General features: G+C 55.8%; 13 protein-coding genes. 2 read left to right on the top strand and 11 right to left on the bottom strand.

The window, feature by feature from the left end; genetic code table 11:
* Positions 1-82: 82 nt before the first annotated feature.
* Positions 83-724 carry a glutathione transferase gene (yfcF, locus tag QLG08_RS10440; RefSeq protein ID WP_015699839.1) on the bottom strand — a complete coding sequence of 214 codons (642 nt, stop codon included), beginning with the start codon at positions 722-724 and terminating at the stop codon, positions 83-85.
* Positions 725-906: 182 nt separating this feature from the next.
* Here yfcF and QLG08_RS10435 point away from each other — a divergent pair, with 182 nt between their 5' ends.
* Positions 907-1,806 carry a TIGR01777 family oxidoreductase gene (locus QLG08_RS10435; protein ID WP_014605370.1) on the top strand — a complete coding sequence of 300 codons (900 nt, stop codon included), beginning with the start codon at positions 907-909 and terminating at the stop codon, positions 1,804-1,806.
* Positions 1,807-1,839: 33 nt separating this feature from the next.
* Here QLG08_RS10435 and QLG08_RS10430 read toward each other — a convergent pair whose 3' ends face one another.
* The 3 genes from QLG08_RS10430 to dalD are packed head-to-tail and all read right to left on the bottom strand — an operon-like array spanning position 1,840 to position 6,019.
* A complete protein-coding gene (locus tag QLG08_RS10430; RefSeq protein WP_013026533.1) occupies positions 1,840-3,120 on the bottom strand; it encodes an MFS transporter in 1,281 nt (426 codons plus the stop codon).
* 34 nt (positions 3,121-3,154) lie between these two features.
* The gene (gene xylB / locus QLG08_RS10425) at positions 3,155-4,618 is read right to left on the bottom strand and encodes a xylulokinase (protein WP_014605369.1); all 1,464 of its coding nucleotides are present in this window, start codon (positions 4,616-4,618) and stop codon (positions 3,155-3,157) included.
* 9 nt (positions 4,619-4,627) lie between these two features.
* Positions 4,628-6,019 (bottom strand): D-arabinitol 4-dehydrogenase, encoded by a 1,392-nt coding sequence (gene dalD, locus QLG08_RS10420; RefSeq protein ID WP_014605368.1) that lies wholly within the window; start codon positions 6,017-6,019, stop codon positions 4,628-4,630.
* A gap of 192 nt (positions 6,020-6,211) precedes the next feature.
* On the opposite strand from dalD, the gene QLG08_RS10415 reads away from it, so the two are divergent.
* Positions 6,212-7,162 carry a sugar-binding transcriptional regulator gene (locus QLG08_RS10415; protein WP_014605367.1) on the top strand — a complete coding sequence of 317 codons (951 nt, stop codon included), beginning with the start codon at positions 6,212-6,214 and terminating at the stop codon, positions 7,160-7,162.
* A gap of 5 nt (positions 7,163-7,167) precedes the next feature.
* Here the strand turns inward: QLG08_RS10415 and hisP are convergent, their stop codons facing one another.
* The 7 genes from hisP to cvpA all read right to left on the bottom strand — a co-directional run bounded on the left by hisP (position 7,168) and on the right by cvpA (position 13,280).
* Positions 7,168-7,941, bottom strand: coding sequence for a histidine ABC transporter ATP-binding protein HisP (gene hisP / locus QLG08_RS10410; RefSeq protein WP_019106010.1), 774 nt, complete (start codon positions 7,939-7,941; stop codon positions 7,168-7,170).
* Between the two features lie 8 nt (positions 7,942-7,949).
* A complete protein-coding gene (locus QLG08_RS10405; RefSeq protein ID WP_014594184.1) occupies positions 7,950-8,666 on the bottom strand; it encodes an ABC transporter permease in 717 nt (238 codons plus the stop codon).
* On the bottom strand, positions 8,663-9,349 hold the full coding sequence (locus QLG08_RS10400; protein ID WP_014594185.1) for a histidine ABC transporter permease HisQ: 687 nt from the start codon (positions 9,347-9,349) through the stop codon (positions 8,663-8,665). Before QLG08_RS10400 ends, QLG08_RS10405 begins: the two co-directional genes overlap by 4 nt.
* A 166-nt stretch (positions 9,350-9,515) precedes the next feature.
* Complete coding sequence (gene argT / locus QLG08_RS10395; RefSeq protein ID WP_014594186.1) at positions 9,516-10,298, bottom strand: lysine/arginine/ornithine ABC transporter substrate-binding protein ArgT; 783 nt, start codon at positions 10,296-10,298, stop codon at positions 9,516-9,518.
* A gap of 270 nt (positions 10,299-10,568) precedes the next feature.
* On the bottom strand, positions 10,569-11,138 hold the full coding sequence (locus tag QLG08_RS10390) for a UbiX family flavin prenyltransferase (protein WP_013026541.1): 570 nt from the start codon (positions 11,136-11,138) through the stop codon (positions 10,569-10,571).
* A 101-nt stretch (positions 11,139-11,239) separates the two neighbouring features.
* On the bottom strand, positions 11,240-12,757 hold the full coding sequence (purF, locus tag QLG08_RS10385) for an amidophosphoribosyltransferase (RefSeq protein ID WP_013026542.1): 1,518 nt from the start codon (positions 12,755-12,757) through the stop codon (positions 11,240-11,242).
* 37 nt (positions 12,758-12,794) lie between these two features.
* Positions 12,795-13,280, bottom strand: a complete 486-nt coding sequence (cvpA, locus tag QLG08_RS10380) for a colicin V production protein (protein WP_026021019.1) — start codon at positions 13,278-13,280, stop codon at positions 12,795-12,797.
* Positions 13,281-13,473: the final 193 nt, after the last annotated feature.

Raw genomic sequence — 13,473 nt, 5'->3', positions numbered from 1 at the left:
TTATGCACGCGCTGTTTGCCACACCTATATCATAGTGTGTCGTAAGGTAATCACTTATGACAACTTGAGCAAGCGCCGATCGCTAGCGATTTTTGCCGCTTTCCGTTAGCCATAACTGTACTGATGCCCGCTGCCATTGAAACTCAGCATAGTGCTGCAAACGTGCAGGCAAGGTATCGCCATGCAGCGCCAGTCGATTAAGCATGACAGCCAAATCGGTATCTGCAATGCACCACTCACCAAATAAATTTTGCTGACGTTCTGGCAACAGGCGCTGAACAGCGGCAATCAGTTTTTCGGCGGCCTCAACGGCTGCAGGCGACAAGGGCGCAAAGCGCTCACCGGCAAATAACACCTCGGTAGGGCGCTCCTGGCGAATGGGCATCAGATCGCTGCGCAGCCAGGCCTGAATTTGCCGGGCGCGGGCGCGTTTCTCGCGATCTTTGGGATAGAGGCGTTCAAATTCAGGGGCAGCAAAACGCTCTTCGAGGTATTCGCAGATGGCCGATGATTCACTCAGCATAAAGTCATCGACCTGTAAGGTCGGGACGCGGCAGGTTAAGGACAGATCGCGATAGGCCTCAGCACGCTGCTGGTTTTGCGATAAATCGATACGCTTTACGCTAAAAGGCACCCCTTTTTCGCTGAGCGCAACATAAGCCGACATGACATAAGGACTAAAGAAAGATGAATCTGACCACAGGGTGATGGAGGGGTAATTCATCTGCTACCTCAAATAGCTGACAGGGGTGCATCATCTTTACCGATTTTTATTTCTGAAAACAACCAGGCGCTGGTCCGATGTTTGCGCTCAACTGACTAAATTACGAAGCGGCTCACGCCACACGGGTACGACTCTTCTATGATGAAGTAAGCAAAAAATAAAAATTCAGACGGAGCCGCACTATGCATATCTTAATTACCGGTGGAACCGGGCTTATTGGCCGCCATCTTATTCCACGTCTGCAACAGCGTGGCGACACGGTCAGCGTGGTCACGCGCGACGTTGCCGCTGCACGAGACATGCTGGGGGAAGATATCGCGCTCTGGTCAGGCCTGGCGCAACAGCACTCGCTGGATGGCGTGGATGCCGTTATCAACCTGGCCGGTGAACCCATCGCGGATAAACGCTGGACAGAGGCCCACAAACGGCAGCTGTGCGAGAGCCGCTGGCAGATAACGGAGCGCATTGCCTCCCTGATTAACGCCAGTACCACGCCACCGCGCGTCTTGATTTCGGGATCGGCAACGGGCTTTTATGGCAACACGGGCGACGTGGTACTAACCGAGGACGATCCCGGACAGAACGAGTTTACCCACGAACTTTGCGCCCGTTGGGAACAGCTGGCGCTGACCGCGCAGAGTGAGCGCACCCGCGTCTGCCTGCTGCGTACCGGCGTCGTGCTGACGCGAGAAGGCGGCGCGTTGAGTAAAATGAAACTGCCGTTTAAGCTGGGAATTGGTGGCCCGATTGGCAGCGGCAAACAGTATATGCCGTGGATCCACATTGATGACATGGTCAGCGGCATTCTGTGGCTGCTCGACGATGATGCCTGTAGCGGCCCTTTTAACATGGTTGCGCCCTACGCCGTGCGCAATGAGCAGTTTGCCGCTACCCTGGGTGAGGTGATGCACCGCCCGGCTTTCATGCGCACGCCCGCCAGTGCGATCAAGCTGATGATGGGAGAATCGTCTGTACTGGTGCTGGGTGGGCAACATGTGCTGCCAAAACGGCTGGAGGCGTCGGGTTTTCGCTTCCGCTGGTATGAGCTGCAGAATGCATTACAGGATGTGGTGAAAAGCTGAGGATCAGGGGAGCACTCGCTCCCCTTCCCTTTTTTACTGAGAGGTGACCGCGGTTTTCGACTTCACCGTGGAACGCAGCGCGCCGTGATTCGGTTGCGGTACGCGGATGATAAACGTCAGCACACCGGCAAACACATACAGGCAGGTGTAAGCCCATACCACGCCGACGATATCAAAGAACGGCAGCATCATGGAGGCGATGGCGGGCGCAACAAAATTGCTCATGCCTGCGGACAGGTTATACACCGAGACGGCCGCGCCCTGATGATGGGGCTCCAGCGTAGGGAAAACCGCCGTCATGGGCACAAAGGCCGCCACGAAAATGCCCAGCATCACGGCAGGAATCAGGGCGACCAGGAAATTGTGACCGGCATAGACAGGCAGGTAATAGAACGCCAGGCTGGAGATCGCCATGCCGAGGCAGCCAAACCAGCGCACCTGGCGAATCCAGCCAATACGTTCACCCATGATGCCCCAGAAGATATTGGTAAAAATGGTGACGAAAAAGAACACCGCCCAAATCTGCAGCCACTCTGAGAGCGTAAACCCAAGCCGATCCACAAACAGCAGCGGCATAATGATGGCAAAGCCAAACAGCGACAGCGTATTAATAATGCGGATCAGACAGGCGTAAAACACATGCTGGTTGGTGAACAGGATAGTCACCGCACGCGACATTTCCGTCATTTTTTCCCGCAGGGGTAAGTTGACGCGAGAACGATCGACCGGCACGTTGCGCAGGCTAAAATAGGCCAGCAAGCCGCCGCAGGTTACCCAGCCAATCGCCAGCCAGAGCGTGCCGGTTTCACCAATGGAAGGAATGATCAGGCTGGGCAGATAGCTCCCGACCACGCCGATGCCTACCGAATACATAGCCCAGAACCAGCCCGTGGCAGCCGCCAGCCGTTCCCGTGGCAGCACCTGCACCAGCAGCAACATAAATGAGTAGATAAACAGCGGATAGGCCAGGCCACGGATACCGTAAAACAGCAGCATAAGAGGATAATTGCGCATCCCCAGCCCCAGGCTCATAAACAGGGCGTGCATGACAACCCACAAGATAAAACCGATCAGCATAGCGCGCTGCGGCGTAATCAGTTCCGCCACCACACCGGATGCCCAGGCGGCCAGCGCCACCGCTAAACCGTAAAAGGTAAACACCAGCGCCGACTGCCCCGGCGTGAATCCCATATCGGTAATATGACGTGACAGGAACGCCATCTCAAAACCGTCACCTGCCATAAAAACAGCGATGGCGACAAATCCCCAGATCAGATGTTTGGGCAAGCCAAACCAGTACGCAGTAGAGTGCATGACGATCGTCCTTCTCTGTTTGGTTACAGGTTAATCAGGCCAGCGAACGGGACTGAGAGTGTTGACGGTAAAGCTCACGGAACTGAGCCAGCCGTTGCTGCAGCCCCTGACGAACCTCAGGATTGGGCAGGAAGCGCGCCTGTATCGGGGGTTTAAGACACACCTGCGCTTCATCACCGCCCTTAGCCAGCCAGGCCAGGCGCGCCGCGCCCAGTGCACCGGATGCGCTGGCGGGATGCGTCACGACAGGCAGCGTCAGCACATCGGCGATCAGTTGCGCCCACAGGCTGCTGCGCGCGCCGCCGCCGGTCAGGCTGAACTGGGTAATGGCACGCCGTCCTTCCCCTAAGACGGTCAGGCCGTCGGCCAGGCCAAAGGCTACGCCTTCGAGCACCGCATAGCCCAGTAAGGCACGCTGGGTTTCGTGCCGCAGATAAAAAAACGCGCCCGTCGCATCAGGATCGTTGTGCGGGGTACGTTCTCCAGAGAGATAAGGCAAGAAAAGCGGGGCCTGCTGTTTTTGTGCCGGACCCAGCGCAGCAATCTCTTCCAGCAGTTGGTTTTCACTGACCGAGAGCAACTGGCACAGCCAGCGCAGGCAGCTTGCGGCGCTGAGCATGACGCTCATCTGGTGCCAGCGGTCAGGCAGCGCATGGCAGAAAGCGTGCACGCCTGACTGCGGATCGGCCTGCAGCCGGTCATTAACCACAAAGATGACGCCAGAGGTGCCAAGTGAAATAAACGCATCGCCAGGATTCACGGCGCCCACGCCAACCGCCGAGGTGGCATTATCCCCGCCGCCGCCTGCAATGATGACCGACGAGGAGAGCCCCCATTCGTCGGCAATCGCCGGCCGTAACGTGCCGCTGACGGCATTCCCTTCGACGAGTGCAGGCATCTGGTCACGACGCATTCCCGTTGCGGACAGCAGTGCCGCTGACCAGTCGCGTTTGGCGACGTCCAGCCATAAGGTGCCTGCGGCATCCGAGGGATCGGTGACAAAGCGCCCGGTCAGGCGCCAGCGCAGGTAATCTTTTGGCAATAACACTTTGCTAATGCGACGAAAGCAGTCAGGCTCGTGCCGGGCCACCCAGCACAGCTTTGGGGCCGTGAAGCCCGGCATGATCATGTTGCTGCTAATGTGCATGATTTCGGGATGATGCTGACCCAGCCAGTGGCATTCTGCCGCGCTGCGCGTGTCATTCCACAGAATGCAGGGCCGTAAAACCTCACCCTGCTCATCCAGCAGCACCGCTCCGTGCATTTGTCCTGACAGCCCAATCGCCTCTATCGCAGACCAGGCCAGAGGTGCCTGCTGACGCAGACGCGTGATGACCTGATGGCAGGCGCGCCACCAGTCATGCGGGTCCTGCTCTGCCCAGTGCGGATGGGGGCGCTGCACGGCCAGGGCGGCATGTTCCGATGCCACGATCTCGCCCTGCGCATTCACGATCAGCGCTTTAAGCTCAGAGGTGCCGATATCGATACCCAGATACATATTCGCCCCCTAAACCACGGCCAGCGGTTGTTCTGGCTGGACTTGCCACGTTTCCAGCCCGGCGACGGTGGTGCTAAGCCGCGCATGAAAATCCTGTGATGTGGCCAGCTCAGCAAACAGGGACGTCTGGGTCATGTAAGCCTGTAACGGATCGGCATGGGCAAACCACTGCTGTACCACTTCAGGTTGCAGCACGCCATCCTGATAGTCATAAGGCAGCTCGCCACTGGCCCAGCGTTGCAAAAACAGATAGAACAGCGCCGGGAGCACCAGGCTGGCCGCAGGCGGCGTGCCGCGCTGATAGCATTCCCGTAGCGTCGGCGTCACCATGGCGGGAATTTTTGACAGACCGTCAGCCGCCACACGTTGGTTGGTATCTTTTATCCACGGATTGCTAAAGCGGGACAGGACAACATCCCGATACTCCGCCAGGTTGAGCGGGCTGGGTGAAAGTGAAGGTATGACATCCTGTGAGACATATTCCCATGCCATCTGGTGGATGGCTTTCTGACGGGTGCTTTCATCAATGTAAAGCAAACCGATAAGCGTGCCCGCCCAGGCAATGGCGCTGTGGGTGGCGTTAAGAATACGAATCTTGGCTTCTTCCCAGGGCAACACCGACTCGACCAGCTCGACGCCCACCTGCTCCAGCGCCGGACGCCCGGCAATAAAATCGTCTTCGATCACCCACTGGATAAAGGACTCCGCCATCACCGGCACCGCATCATCTTTACCGGTTGCCGCCTGAACGCGCTCCGCGACGTCAGGCGTGGGACGCGGGGTGATTCGATCCACCATGGTATTCGGCGAGGTGGTGTTGTCACGCACCCAGGCGGCCAGCTCACCTGCCCCTTTTGCCGCAAGGAAGGCCAAAAAACCCTGACGGAAACGCTCACCGTTGTGGCGCAGATTGTCGCAGTTCAACAGGGTCACGGGCGCCCCACCGTTGACGACGCGTGCCGTCAGGATACGCGCCAGCGCGCCATACAAGGTTCGCGCCTCGCCATTCAGATCCGCCTGAATATCGGGCTGCTGCAGGTCAAGCTCATGTTCCGGTGTTAAATAGTAACCCGCTTCGGTCACGGTGAAGGCGATTACCCGGGTGCATGGATCGGCGCCCTGCTGCACCAGCGCGCTGATCTCTTTGTCCCACGGCAGAACCTGCCGAATGGAGGTAATGGTCTCGTAGTGACGCTCGCCCTCAGGCGTGACCGTCTCCAGCACATATTCCCCTTGCTGGGCGGTTAGCTGCGTCAGCAACGGCGTTGCGTCATCGCGGATATTGCCCAGCGCGATATGCCAGCGGCTGTCGCCCTGCTGCATCAGGCGGTGCAGATACCATGCCTGATGGGCACGATGGAAAGAGCCTGCGCCGATATGCATCCAAACTGATGGTGTCATCATGACCTCTTTAGGCATTTGTTTAAATTAAGGGCATTTGCCCGATGCACATATGTTAATCAGAGGTAACGTCAAGGTTCTGTGATTAATTTCACATTTAAGACATTGGCCCGTTAATTGAGCTTTTGCCCTGATAGGCTTTTAAACAGATTGCGCGATAAAATGGCGATCCGCAGAGAAGGGAATGGCGCAATGAACAAAGAAGAGAAGAAACAGGAGTTGGCGGCACGTGCCGCCTGGATGTATTACGTCGCTGGGTTAACACAGCAGGAGATCGCCCGGGCACTGGGATTGTCGCGCCAGGTGGCCCAGCGTTTGATTTCCGGTGCGCGTGAAATGGGCATGGTCAGCGTAAAGATCGCCCACCCCGTGACGCACTGCCTGCGTCTGGCGCACGACGTGCAGGAGAAATTTGGCCTGCAGCACTGCCGCGTGGTGCCTTCCGGCGATCTGGACGACAATGCCATACAGCAAATGCTGGCGGTAGAAGGCGCAGAGGTGATGTCGCAGTTTATCAATAACGACGAGCCGCAGGTGTTTGGCATCGGTTCGGGGAAAACCCTGCGTGCCATTATTGATGCGCTTCCCTGGGTTGAACGACCGCAGCATCACTGTGTTTCCATGATTGGGGCCATCGCCCGCGACGATTCAGGCACCCGCTACGACGTGCCGCTTAAGCTGTCTGAAAAAATGCAGGGCAAGTATTTCTTCATTCCCGCCCCGCTGTTCGCCGACAGTCCAGACGATAAGCAGATGTGGTGCCGGCATCAGGTCTATCAGCGCGTGGTCAACCGTGCACGACAGGCCCACGTCACCTTTTTGGGAATTGGGGAGGTCAATCCCGGCTGCCCGCTCCATGCCGAAGGCTTTATCACAGACAGCCAGGTGCAGGCGCTGAATGCGCGCGGCGTGGTCGGGGAAATGCTCGGTCATTTCTTCAATCAGCAGGGCGAACGCGTGTTAGGGGAAACCGATGCGCTGTTAACCAGCGTGGCGCTGGAAAGCCAGACGACGCGCAATATCATCGGCTTTGCCGGCGGGGAGCGAAAATATGCCGCTATTCAGGCGGCGTTGAACGGCGGCTGGATATCGGGCCTGGTGACCGATGAAGCCACCGCCGTGCGCCTGCTGAATAACCGATAGCTTGCCTACTTAAGCGATCCCTTCAGGAACTGCTGTAAGCGCGGGCTCTTGGGCTGACCAAATAATTCAGCCGGTGGCCCCTGCTCCTCAATTTTCCCCTGATGCAGGAAAATGACGTGGCTGGAGACGTGACGGGCAAATTCCATTTCGTGCGTGACCACCACCATGGTTTTTCCCTCTTCGGCCAGCTTCTGCATAATACGCAGCACCTCACCGACCAGCTCAGGATCCAGGGCTGAGGTGGGCTCATCAAATAACAGCACCTCCGGCTCCATCGCCAGCGCGCGGGCAATGGAGACGCGCTGCTGCTGCCCTCCCGAGAGATGGACGGGATATTTTCCCTGCGCCCGCTCGTCGATGCCGACCTTGTTCAAATAAGTAATCGCGCGCTCACGTGCCTGCGCTTTACTCAGGCCCAGCACCTGAATCGGCGCTTCCATAACGTTTTCCAGCACCGTCATGTGGCTCCACAGGTTGAAATGCTGAAAGACCATGGTCAGACGGGTACGAAGCAGGCGCAGCTGCTCCTTGTCTGCCACCTTCAGCTGGCCGTCCGTATCGCGTACCAGGGTAATAGCGGTGTTGTTGACCACAATGGTGCCTTCACTCGGCTTTTCGAGGAAGTTAATACAGCGCAGAAAGGTACTTTTCCCGGAACCCGACGAGCCAATAATACTGATGACATCGCCCGCATTGGCGTTCAATGACACACCTTTTAATACTTCATGTTCACCGTAACGTTTATGCAGGTCGGTGACGCTTAATTTGTTATCAGCCATAGTCTTACTCAATGCGATGAAGAAGGTTTCACGTGCGCCAGCCAGCGACGTTCCGCAAGACGAAACAGGCTAATCAGCACGTAAGAAATAATCAGGTATAACACGGCCGCAATGCCGAACGCGGTAAAGGGCTGATAGGTTGCCGCGTTAATGTCCCTGGCGATTTTCAGCAAATCAGGCACGGTTGCGGTAAAGGCCAGTGCGGTAGAGTGCAGCATGAGTATGACTTCGTTGCTGTAAACCGGTAAGGCCGTGCGCAGTGCAGAAGGCAAAATAATGCAGCGATACAGTTTAAAGGTCGAGAAGCCATAGGCTCGCGCCGCTTCGATTTCACCGTGTGGCACGGCACGAATCGCCCCGGCAAAAATTTCCGTGGTGTAAGCGCAGGTATTAAGGGTAAATGCCAGTAGCGTACAGTTCAGGCCGCTGCGGAAAAACGCATTCAGTAGCTCTGTGCCTTTCACGATTTCCAGCGTATACATGCCGGAATAGAACACCAGCAGTTGCACATAGAGTGGCGTACCGCGAAACACATAGGTAAAGAGCCACACCGGCAGGCTGATAAAACGATTGGGTGATACACGCGCAATCGCCAGCAACACGGCCATGCAGCCGCCCAGTACGACCGAGACAATCAGCAGCCATAGCGTAATCGCCACGCCTGTGAAGCGATAACCGTCGGTCCAGAGCAGCGACTTCCAGTATTCGTGAATAATCTCGATCATAGCTCCGCCCTCTTCACGCCGACCGTGTAGCGGCGATTGAGCCACCAGAGAATGCCGTTAGACAAGGTGGTAAAGACCAGATAAATCACGCCCGCCACGATAGCAAAATAAAACGGCTGCCAGGTGCTTTTACCTGCCAGCTGCGTGGCTTTTACCACATCCTCCAGCCCCAACAGGGAAACCAGCGCCGTGGCTTTCAGGATCACCTGCCAGTTATTACCGATGCCGGGCAGCGCGTAGCGCATCATCGCAGGGAACAGGATACGGCGGAAAACCTGCGAACCGGTAAAACCAAACGCCGTGGCGGCTTCAATCTGCCCTTTTGGCACCGCCATAAAGGCGCCACGGAAGGTTTCGGTAAAATAGGCGCCATAGATAAAGCCCAGGGTGATGATGCCAGCCACCATGGGATCGATATCGAACTGGGCCAGGCCAAGCGCATCGGTGAGATGGTTGAGAGCGATCTGCAGGCCGTAGAAAATCAGCAGCATCAGAACGAGGTCGGGCACGCCACGAATCAGCGTCGTGTAGCCCTCAAAAATCAGTGACAGCAGGCGATTGCGCGACAGCTTCGCGCCTGCGCCAATCAGACCCAGGATCACCGCCAGCAGCACCGAGCTCAGGGCGAGCTCAAGCGTAACCAGCGTGCCTTTTAAAATGACATCAGAGTAGCCATACAACATGGAAAAGGTCCTGTCGTGGGGTGGAAACGACGCTGCGCCGTCGTGCAGACGGGCAGCGCAGCTTCTGTTCTCGCATAGCCGATGACACAGGGTTGCTCCGATCAGAGAGATCGGGACAACCCAGGGCTTATTCTGTTATGCGAACAACAGAGGCGAGGACGACAGATCAGTCACCGTACACGTTGAAATTAAAGTATTTCTTCGCAATTTTGTCGTAGGTACCGTCTTTACGCATTGATTCAAATGCTTTATCGATGGCCGCTTTCAACTCGGTATCGTCTTTACGTAATCCCATACCGGTTCCGACACCGAAGATTTTATCGTCTTTCACGGCCGGACCTGCGAACGCATAGCTTTTACCGACAGGCTGTTTCAGGAAGCCTTCGGCGGCCTGAACTTCGTCCTGGAAGGCGGCGTCAATGCGGCCGGCGGTCAGATCCTGATAGACCAGATCCTGGTTGGCATAAGGCGTTACGGTTACGCCTTTTGGACGCCAGTACTCATTCGCGTAGGTTTCCTGAGTAGTGCCCTGCAGCACGCCGATGTTCTTGCCTTTCAGCGCCTCAGGCGTCGGCTCGATTTTTGATCCTTTCGGCGCGACTAAGCGTGCGTTAGCGGCATACAGTTTGTCTGAGAACGCAATCTCTTCCTGACGTTTAGCGGTGATGGACAGCGAGGAGATGATGGCATCGATTTTCTTCGCTTTCAGCGACGGAATCAGCGCATCAAAATCGCTTTCTACATAGGTACACTTGGTCTGGATACGTTTACAGATTTCGTTAGCCAGGTCGATATCAAAACCAACCAGCTGTCCTTGCGCGTTTTTCGACTCAAACGGCGGATATGTTGGGTCAGTGCCGACACGAATCGAGGTCGGTACTGCTGCAAATACGCTGGCCGCACTGGACAGGCCCAACATTAAAGAAAGAGCCAGAACACGCTTCTTCATAGATTACCCTCAAGTAAATTGCTTATTGTTATGTGATGCATGATGTGTGTTTGCGACGAACACTGCCTTTTCCTGTGCATGTTTCATGCCAGTTCTGCAGTTTTGCCGTCTGCCCAGCCGCCCGTTTGGTGACGAAAAGACTGGGTTTGTGAAAGGAATATATCAGTGATGTCGCAGAGAAAAAGCGATGTTGTGAACTTTTAGTTCAAGAAATGCAGGAACAGTGATCGCTCCCGCGTTTCTGCACCAAAGAAGGGCGAAAGAACACGCTTATGCACCTTGCCAGCGCACAAACAAGTCCTGCGGTAGTTCAATATCAAACTGATCAATGACCCGATTAACGGTCTGATCGACAAGCTGCTCGATAGTGGTTGGGCGGTGGTAAAACGCCGGCACCGGCGGCATGATGATGGCCCCCAGTTCGGCCGCGGTCGTCATCATGCGCAGATGACCAATATGCAGCGGGGTTTCACGTACGCACAGGACCAGTTTACGCTGCTCTTTCAGCACCACGTCTGCTGCGCGCGTCAGCAGCGAATCGCTGTAGCTGTGAACAATACCGGACAGGGTTTTCATTGAGCACGGCAGGATCACCATGCCCAACGTTTTGAACGACCCGGAGGAGATACTGGCGGCAATGTCCCGCACGTCATGAACCACGTCTGCCAGCGCCTGGACGTCCCGCAGGCTGTAGTCGCTTTCCAGGCTCAGCGTCTGACGTGCCGCATGGCTGATGATCAGATGGGTTTCCACGTCGCTGATCTGCTGCAAGACCTGCAATAGCCGGACGCCATAGATCACGCCGCTTGCGCCCGAAATACCAATAATGAGTCGTTTCATCGTTCAACCTTGCAGTGGCAAAGTGCACCATAATAGCGCAGACCGGCAGAAAACACAGAGGGCGGGATAAATCCCGCCCTCCTTTTTGCATTCAGGTTCGCTTACCCTTCGTTATGCAGCTCGAGGTTTTCGACTTCGTTTTGACGGGCGATGGCTTTCGCATCGTCGTTACGCAGGGATTCCAGATATTCAAGATAGCCCTGATCGACGTCTTTCGTCACGTAGATGCCGTTAAAGACGGAGCACTCAAACTGCACGATATCCGGGTTCTCTTCCCGTACGGCTTCGATAAGGTCATCGAGATCCTGGAAAATCAGCGCATCTGCTTTGATAATCTGGCGAATCTCTTCCACTTCACGGCCGTGGGCAATCAGCTCGGTCGCGCTGGGCATATCAATGCCGTAGACGTTAGGAAAGCGCACTTCCGGCGCGGCAGACGCAAGATAGACCTTTTTCGCGCCCGCCTCTCGCGCCATCTCGATAATCTGCTCGGAGGTGGTGCCACGAACAATTGAGTCATCAATCAGCAGCACGTTCTTATCGCGAAACTCAGCGCGGTTAGCGTTGAGCTTGCGGCGAACGGCGCTGCGGCGCAGTTGCTGTCCCGGCATGATAAAGGTGCGGCCCACGTAGCGGTTTTTCACAAACCCCTGACGGTAAGGCTTATCAAGGATGCGGGCGATTTCCAGCGCGGTATCCATCGAGGTTTCCGGAATGGGAATCACCACGTCGATATCCAGATCTTCCCACTCGCGGGCGATCTTCTGACCCAGCTTGGTGCCCATGCGCACGCGGGCGCTGTAGACCGAAATCTTATCCAGGAAGGAGTCCGGACGCGCAAAATAGACGTATTCGAACAGGCAAGGATTGTTTTTTGGGTTTTCGGCACACTGACGGGTTGAAAGCTGCCCCTGCTCAGTGATGTAAACCGCTTCACCCGGTGCCACGTCACGGATAAATTCAAAACCCAGGGTATCCAGCGCGACGCTTTCGGAGGCGACCATGTACTCGGTACGGCCATCGGCAATGACGCGTTTGCCCAGCACCAGTGGCCGAATGCCGTTAGGATCGCGGAAGGCGACCATGCCGTGACCGATGATCATCGCCACCACGGCATAGGCGCCACGCACCTGCTGGTGGACGGCAGCGATGGCGGCAAACACGTTATCGGCTTCCAGCGGATAGTGCTGAAAACGATCCAGTTCCTGCGCAAAGATATTCAACAGGATTTCAGAATCGGAGGTGGTATTAACGTGACGGCGGCCTTTTTCGAACAGCTGCTTACGCAGCTCGTGGGCATTGGTCAGGTTACCGTTATGGGCAAGGGAAATACCGTACGGCGAGTTAACGTAGAATGGCTGGGCTTCAGAAGCGCTGGAGCTGCCCGCGGTAGGATAGCGTGCGTGACCAATCCCCATGTTGCCTTGTAAACGTTGCATATGACGCGCTTCGAAAACATCGCTGACCAGACCATTAGCCTTACGCAGGCGGAAGCAGTTCAGCGCATCGATGGTACAAATGCCTGCGGCATCCTGCCCACGGTGCTGGAGCACCGTTAACGCGTCATAGATCGACTGGTTGACCGGCATGAAACCGGTGATACCGACAATACCGCACATGTTGTCATTTCCTCATTAAGCCGTACGCCCGGTGGTCTCACCGGGGCAAAAAACTCGACGTGCTTTTCAGGTAGTCAAAAAACCACCTGATTATAGAACTGAACTCGGGAATAAGTTGAGACTGCTGCCAGTCCGGGCTCTTTGAAAAGCCCGTGAATGTATCCAGGAAGAACAGCAGAGCGGCCACGATGAGCACACCACGCAATGCCCCGAAACAAACGCCTAATACCCGATCGGTTCCCGACAGGCCAGTTTTCTCAACCAGCGAGCCGATAACGTAGTTCACGATTGCGCCCACAATCAGGGTCGCGATGAACAGCACCGCAATCGCGATTCCGTTACGAACCAGTTCGTCGTCAAAACCTGTGAACCAGACTGCAAGGTAGGCATAGTAATGACTGGCGACAAAAAACGCGCATCCCCAGGTAACAAGAGATAAGGCTTCGCGGACAAACCCTCGAACCAGGCTGACCAAAGCCGAAAAACCAACTACCGCAATAATGACGTAATCAATCCAGATCATGAACTCTTCCAGCGCCAGTGCCATTGCACCCCTGCTTCCAGTTCGGGGCGCATTCTAACAGAAAAAGAAAACGTTTGCGTAGAGGTTTTCAGGTTCTGCATCCATAAAAAAGGCGATGAAAAAATCCGTCTTCGCCTGTGTCATTTTCACCCCGCTAACAGGCTGAAAAGTTGTCAGAAATTTAGCGTCAAGC

The sequence above is a fragment of the Pantoea sp. V106_11 genome, assembly GCF_029967885.1.
Lineage (GTDB): Bacteria > Pseudomonadota > Gammaproteobacteria > Enterobacterales > Enterobacteriaceae > Pantoea > Pantoea ananatis.
The sequence above is the reverse complement of the archived record's forward strand: the minus strand, read 5'-3'. Positions and strand labels throughout refer to the sequence as shown.

What these genes read in the sequence shown, in the direction of transcription:
- QLG08_RS10435 (WP_014605370.1), top strand. Translation starts at nt 907, where the DNA reads ATGCATATCTTAATTACCGGTGGAACCGGGCTTATTGGCCGCCATCTT.
- QLG08_RS10415 (WP_014605367.1), top strand. Translation starts at nt 6,212, where the DNA reads ATGAACAAAGAAGAGAAGAAACAGGAGTTGGCGGCACGTGCCGCCTGG.
- cvpA (WP_026021019.1), bottom strand. Translation starts at nt 13,280, where the DNA reads ATGATCTGGATTGATTACGTCATTATTGCGGTAGTTGGTTTTTCGGCT.
- dalD (WP_014605368.1), bottom strand. Translation starts at nt 6,019, where the DNA reads ATGACACCATCAGTTTGGATGCATATCGGCGCAGGCTCTTTCCATCGT.
- xylB (WP_014605369.1), bottom strand. Translation starts at nt 4,618, where the DNA reads ATGTATCTGGGTATCGATATCGGCACCTCTGAGCTTAAAGCGCTGATC.
- hisP (WP_019106010.1), bottom strand. Translation starts at nt 7,941, where the DNA reads ATGGCTGATAACAAATTAAGCGTCACCGACCTGCATAAACGTTACGGT.
- QLG08_RS10390 (WP_013026541.1), bottom strand. Translation starts at nt 11,138, where the DNA reads ATGAAACGACTCATTATTGGTATTTCGGGCGCAAGCGGCGTGATCTAT.
- purF (WP_013026542.1), bottom strand. Translation starts at nt 12,757, where the DNA reads ATGTGCGGTATTGTCGGTATCACCGGTTTCATGCCGGTCAACCAGTCG.
- QLG08_RS10405 (WP_014594184.1), bottom strand. Translation starts at nt 8,666, where the DNA reads ATGATCGAGATTATTCACGAATACTGGAAGTCGCTGCTCTGGACCGAC.
- QLG08_RS10430 (WP_013026533.1), bottom strand. Translation starts at nt 3,120, where the DNA reads ATGCACTCTACTGCGTACTGGTTTGGCTTGCCCAAACATCTGATCTGG.
- yfcF (WP_015699839.1), bottom strand. Translation starts at nt 724, where the DNA reads ATGAATTACCCCTCCATCACCCTGTGGTCAGATTCATCTTTCTTTAGT.
- QLG08_RS10400 (WP_014594185.1), bottom strand. Translation starts at nt 9,349, where the DNA reads ATGTTGTATGGCTACTCTGATGTCATTTTAAAAGGCACGCTGGTTACG.
- argT (WP_014594186.1), bottom strand. Translation starts at nt 10,298, where the DNA reads ATGAAGAAGCGTGTTCTGGCTCTTTCTTTAATGTTGGGCCTGTCCAGT.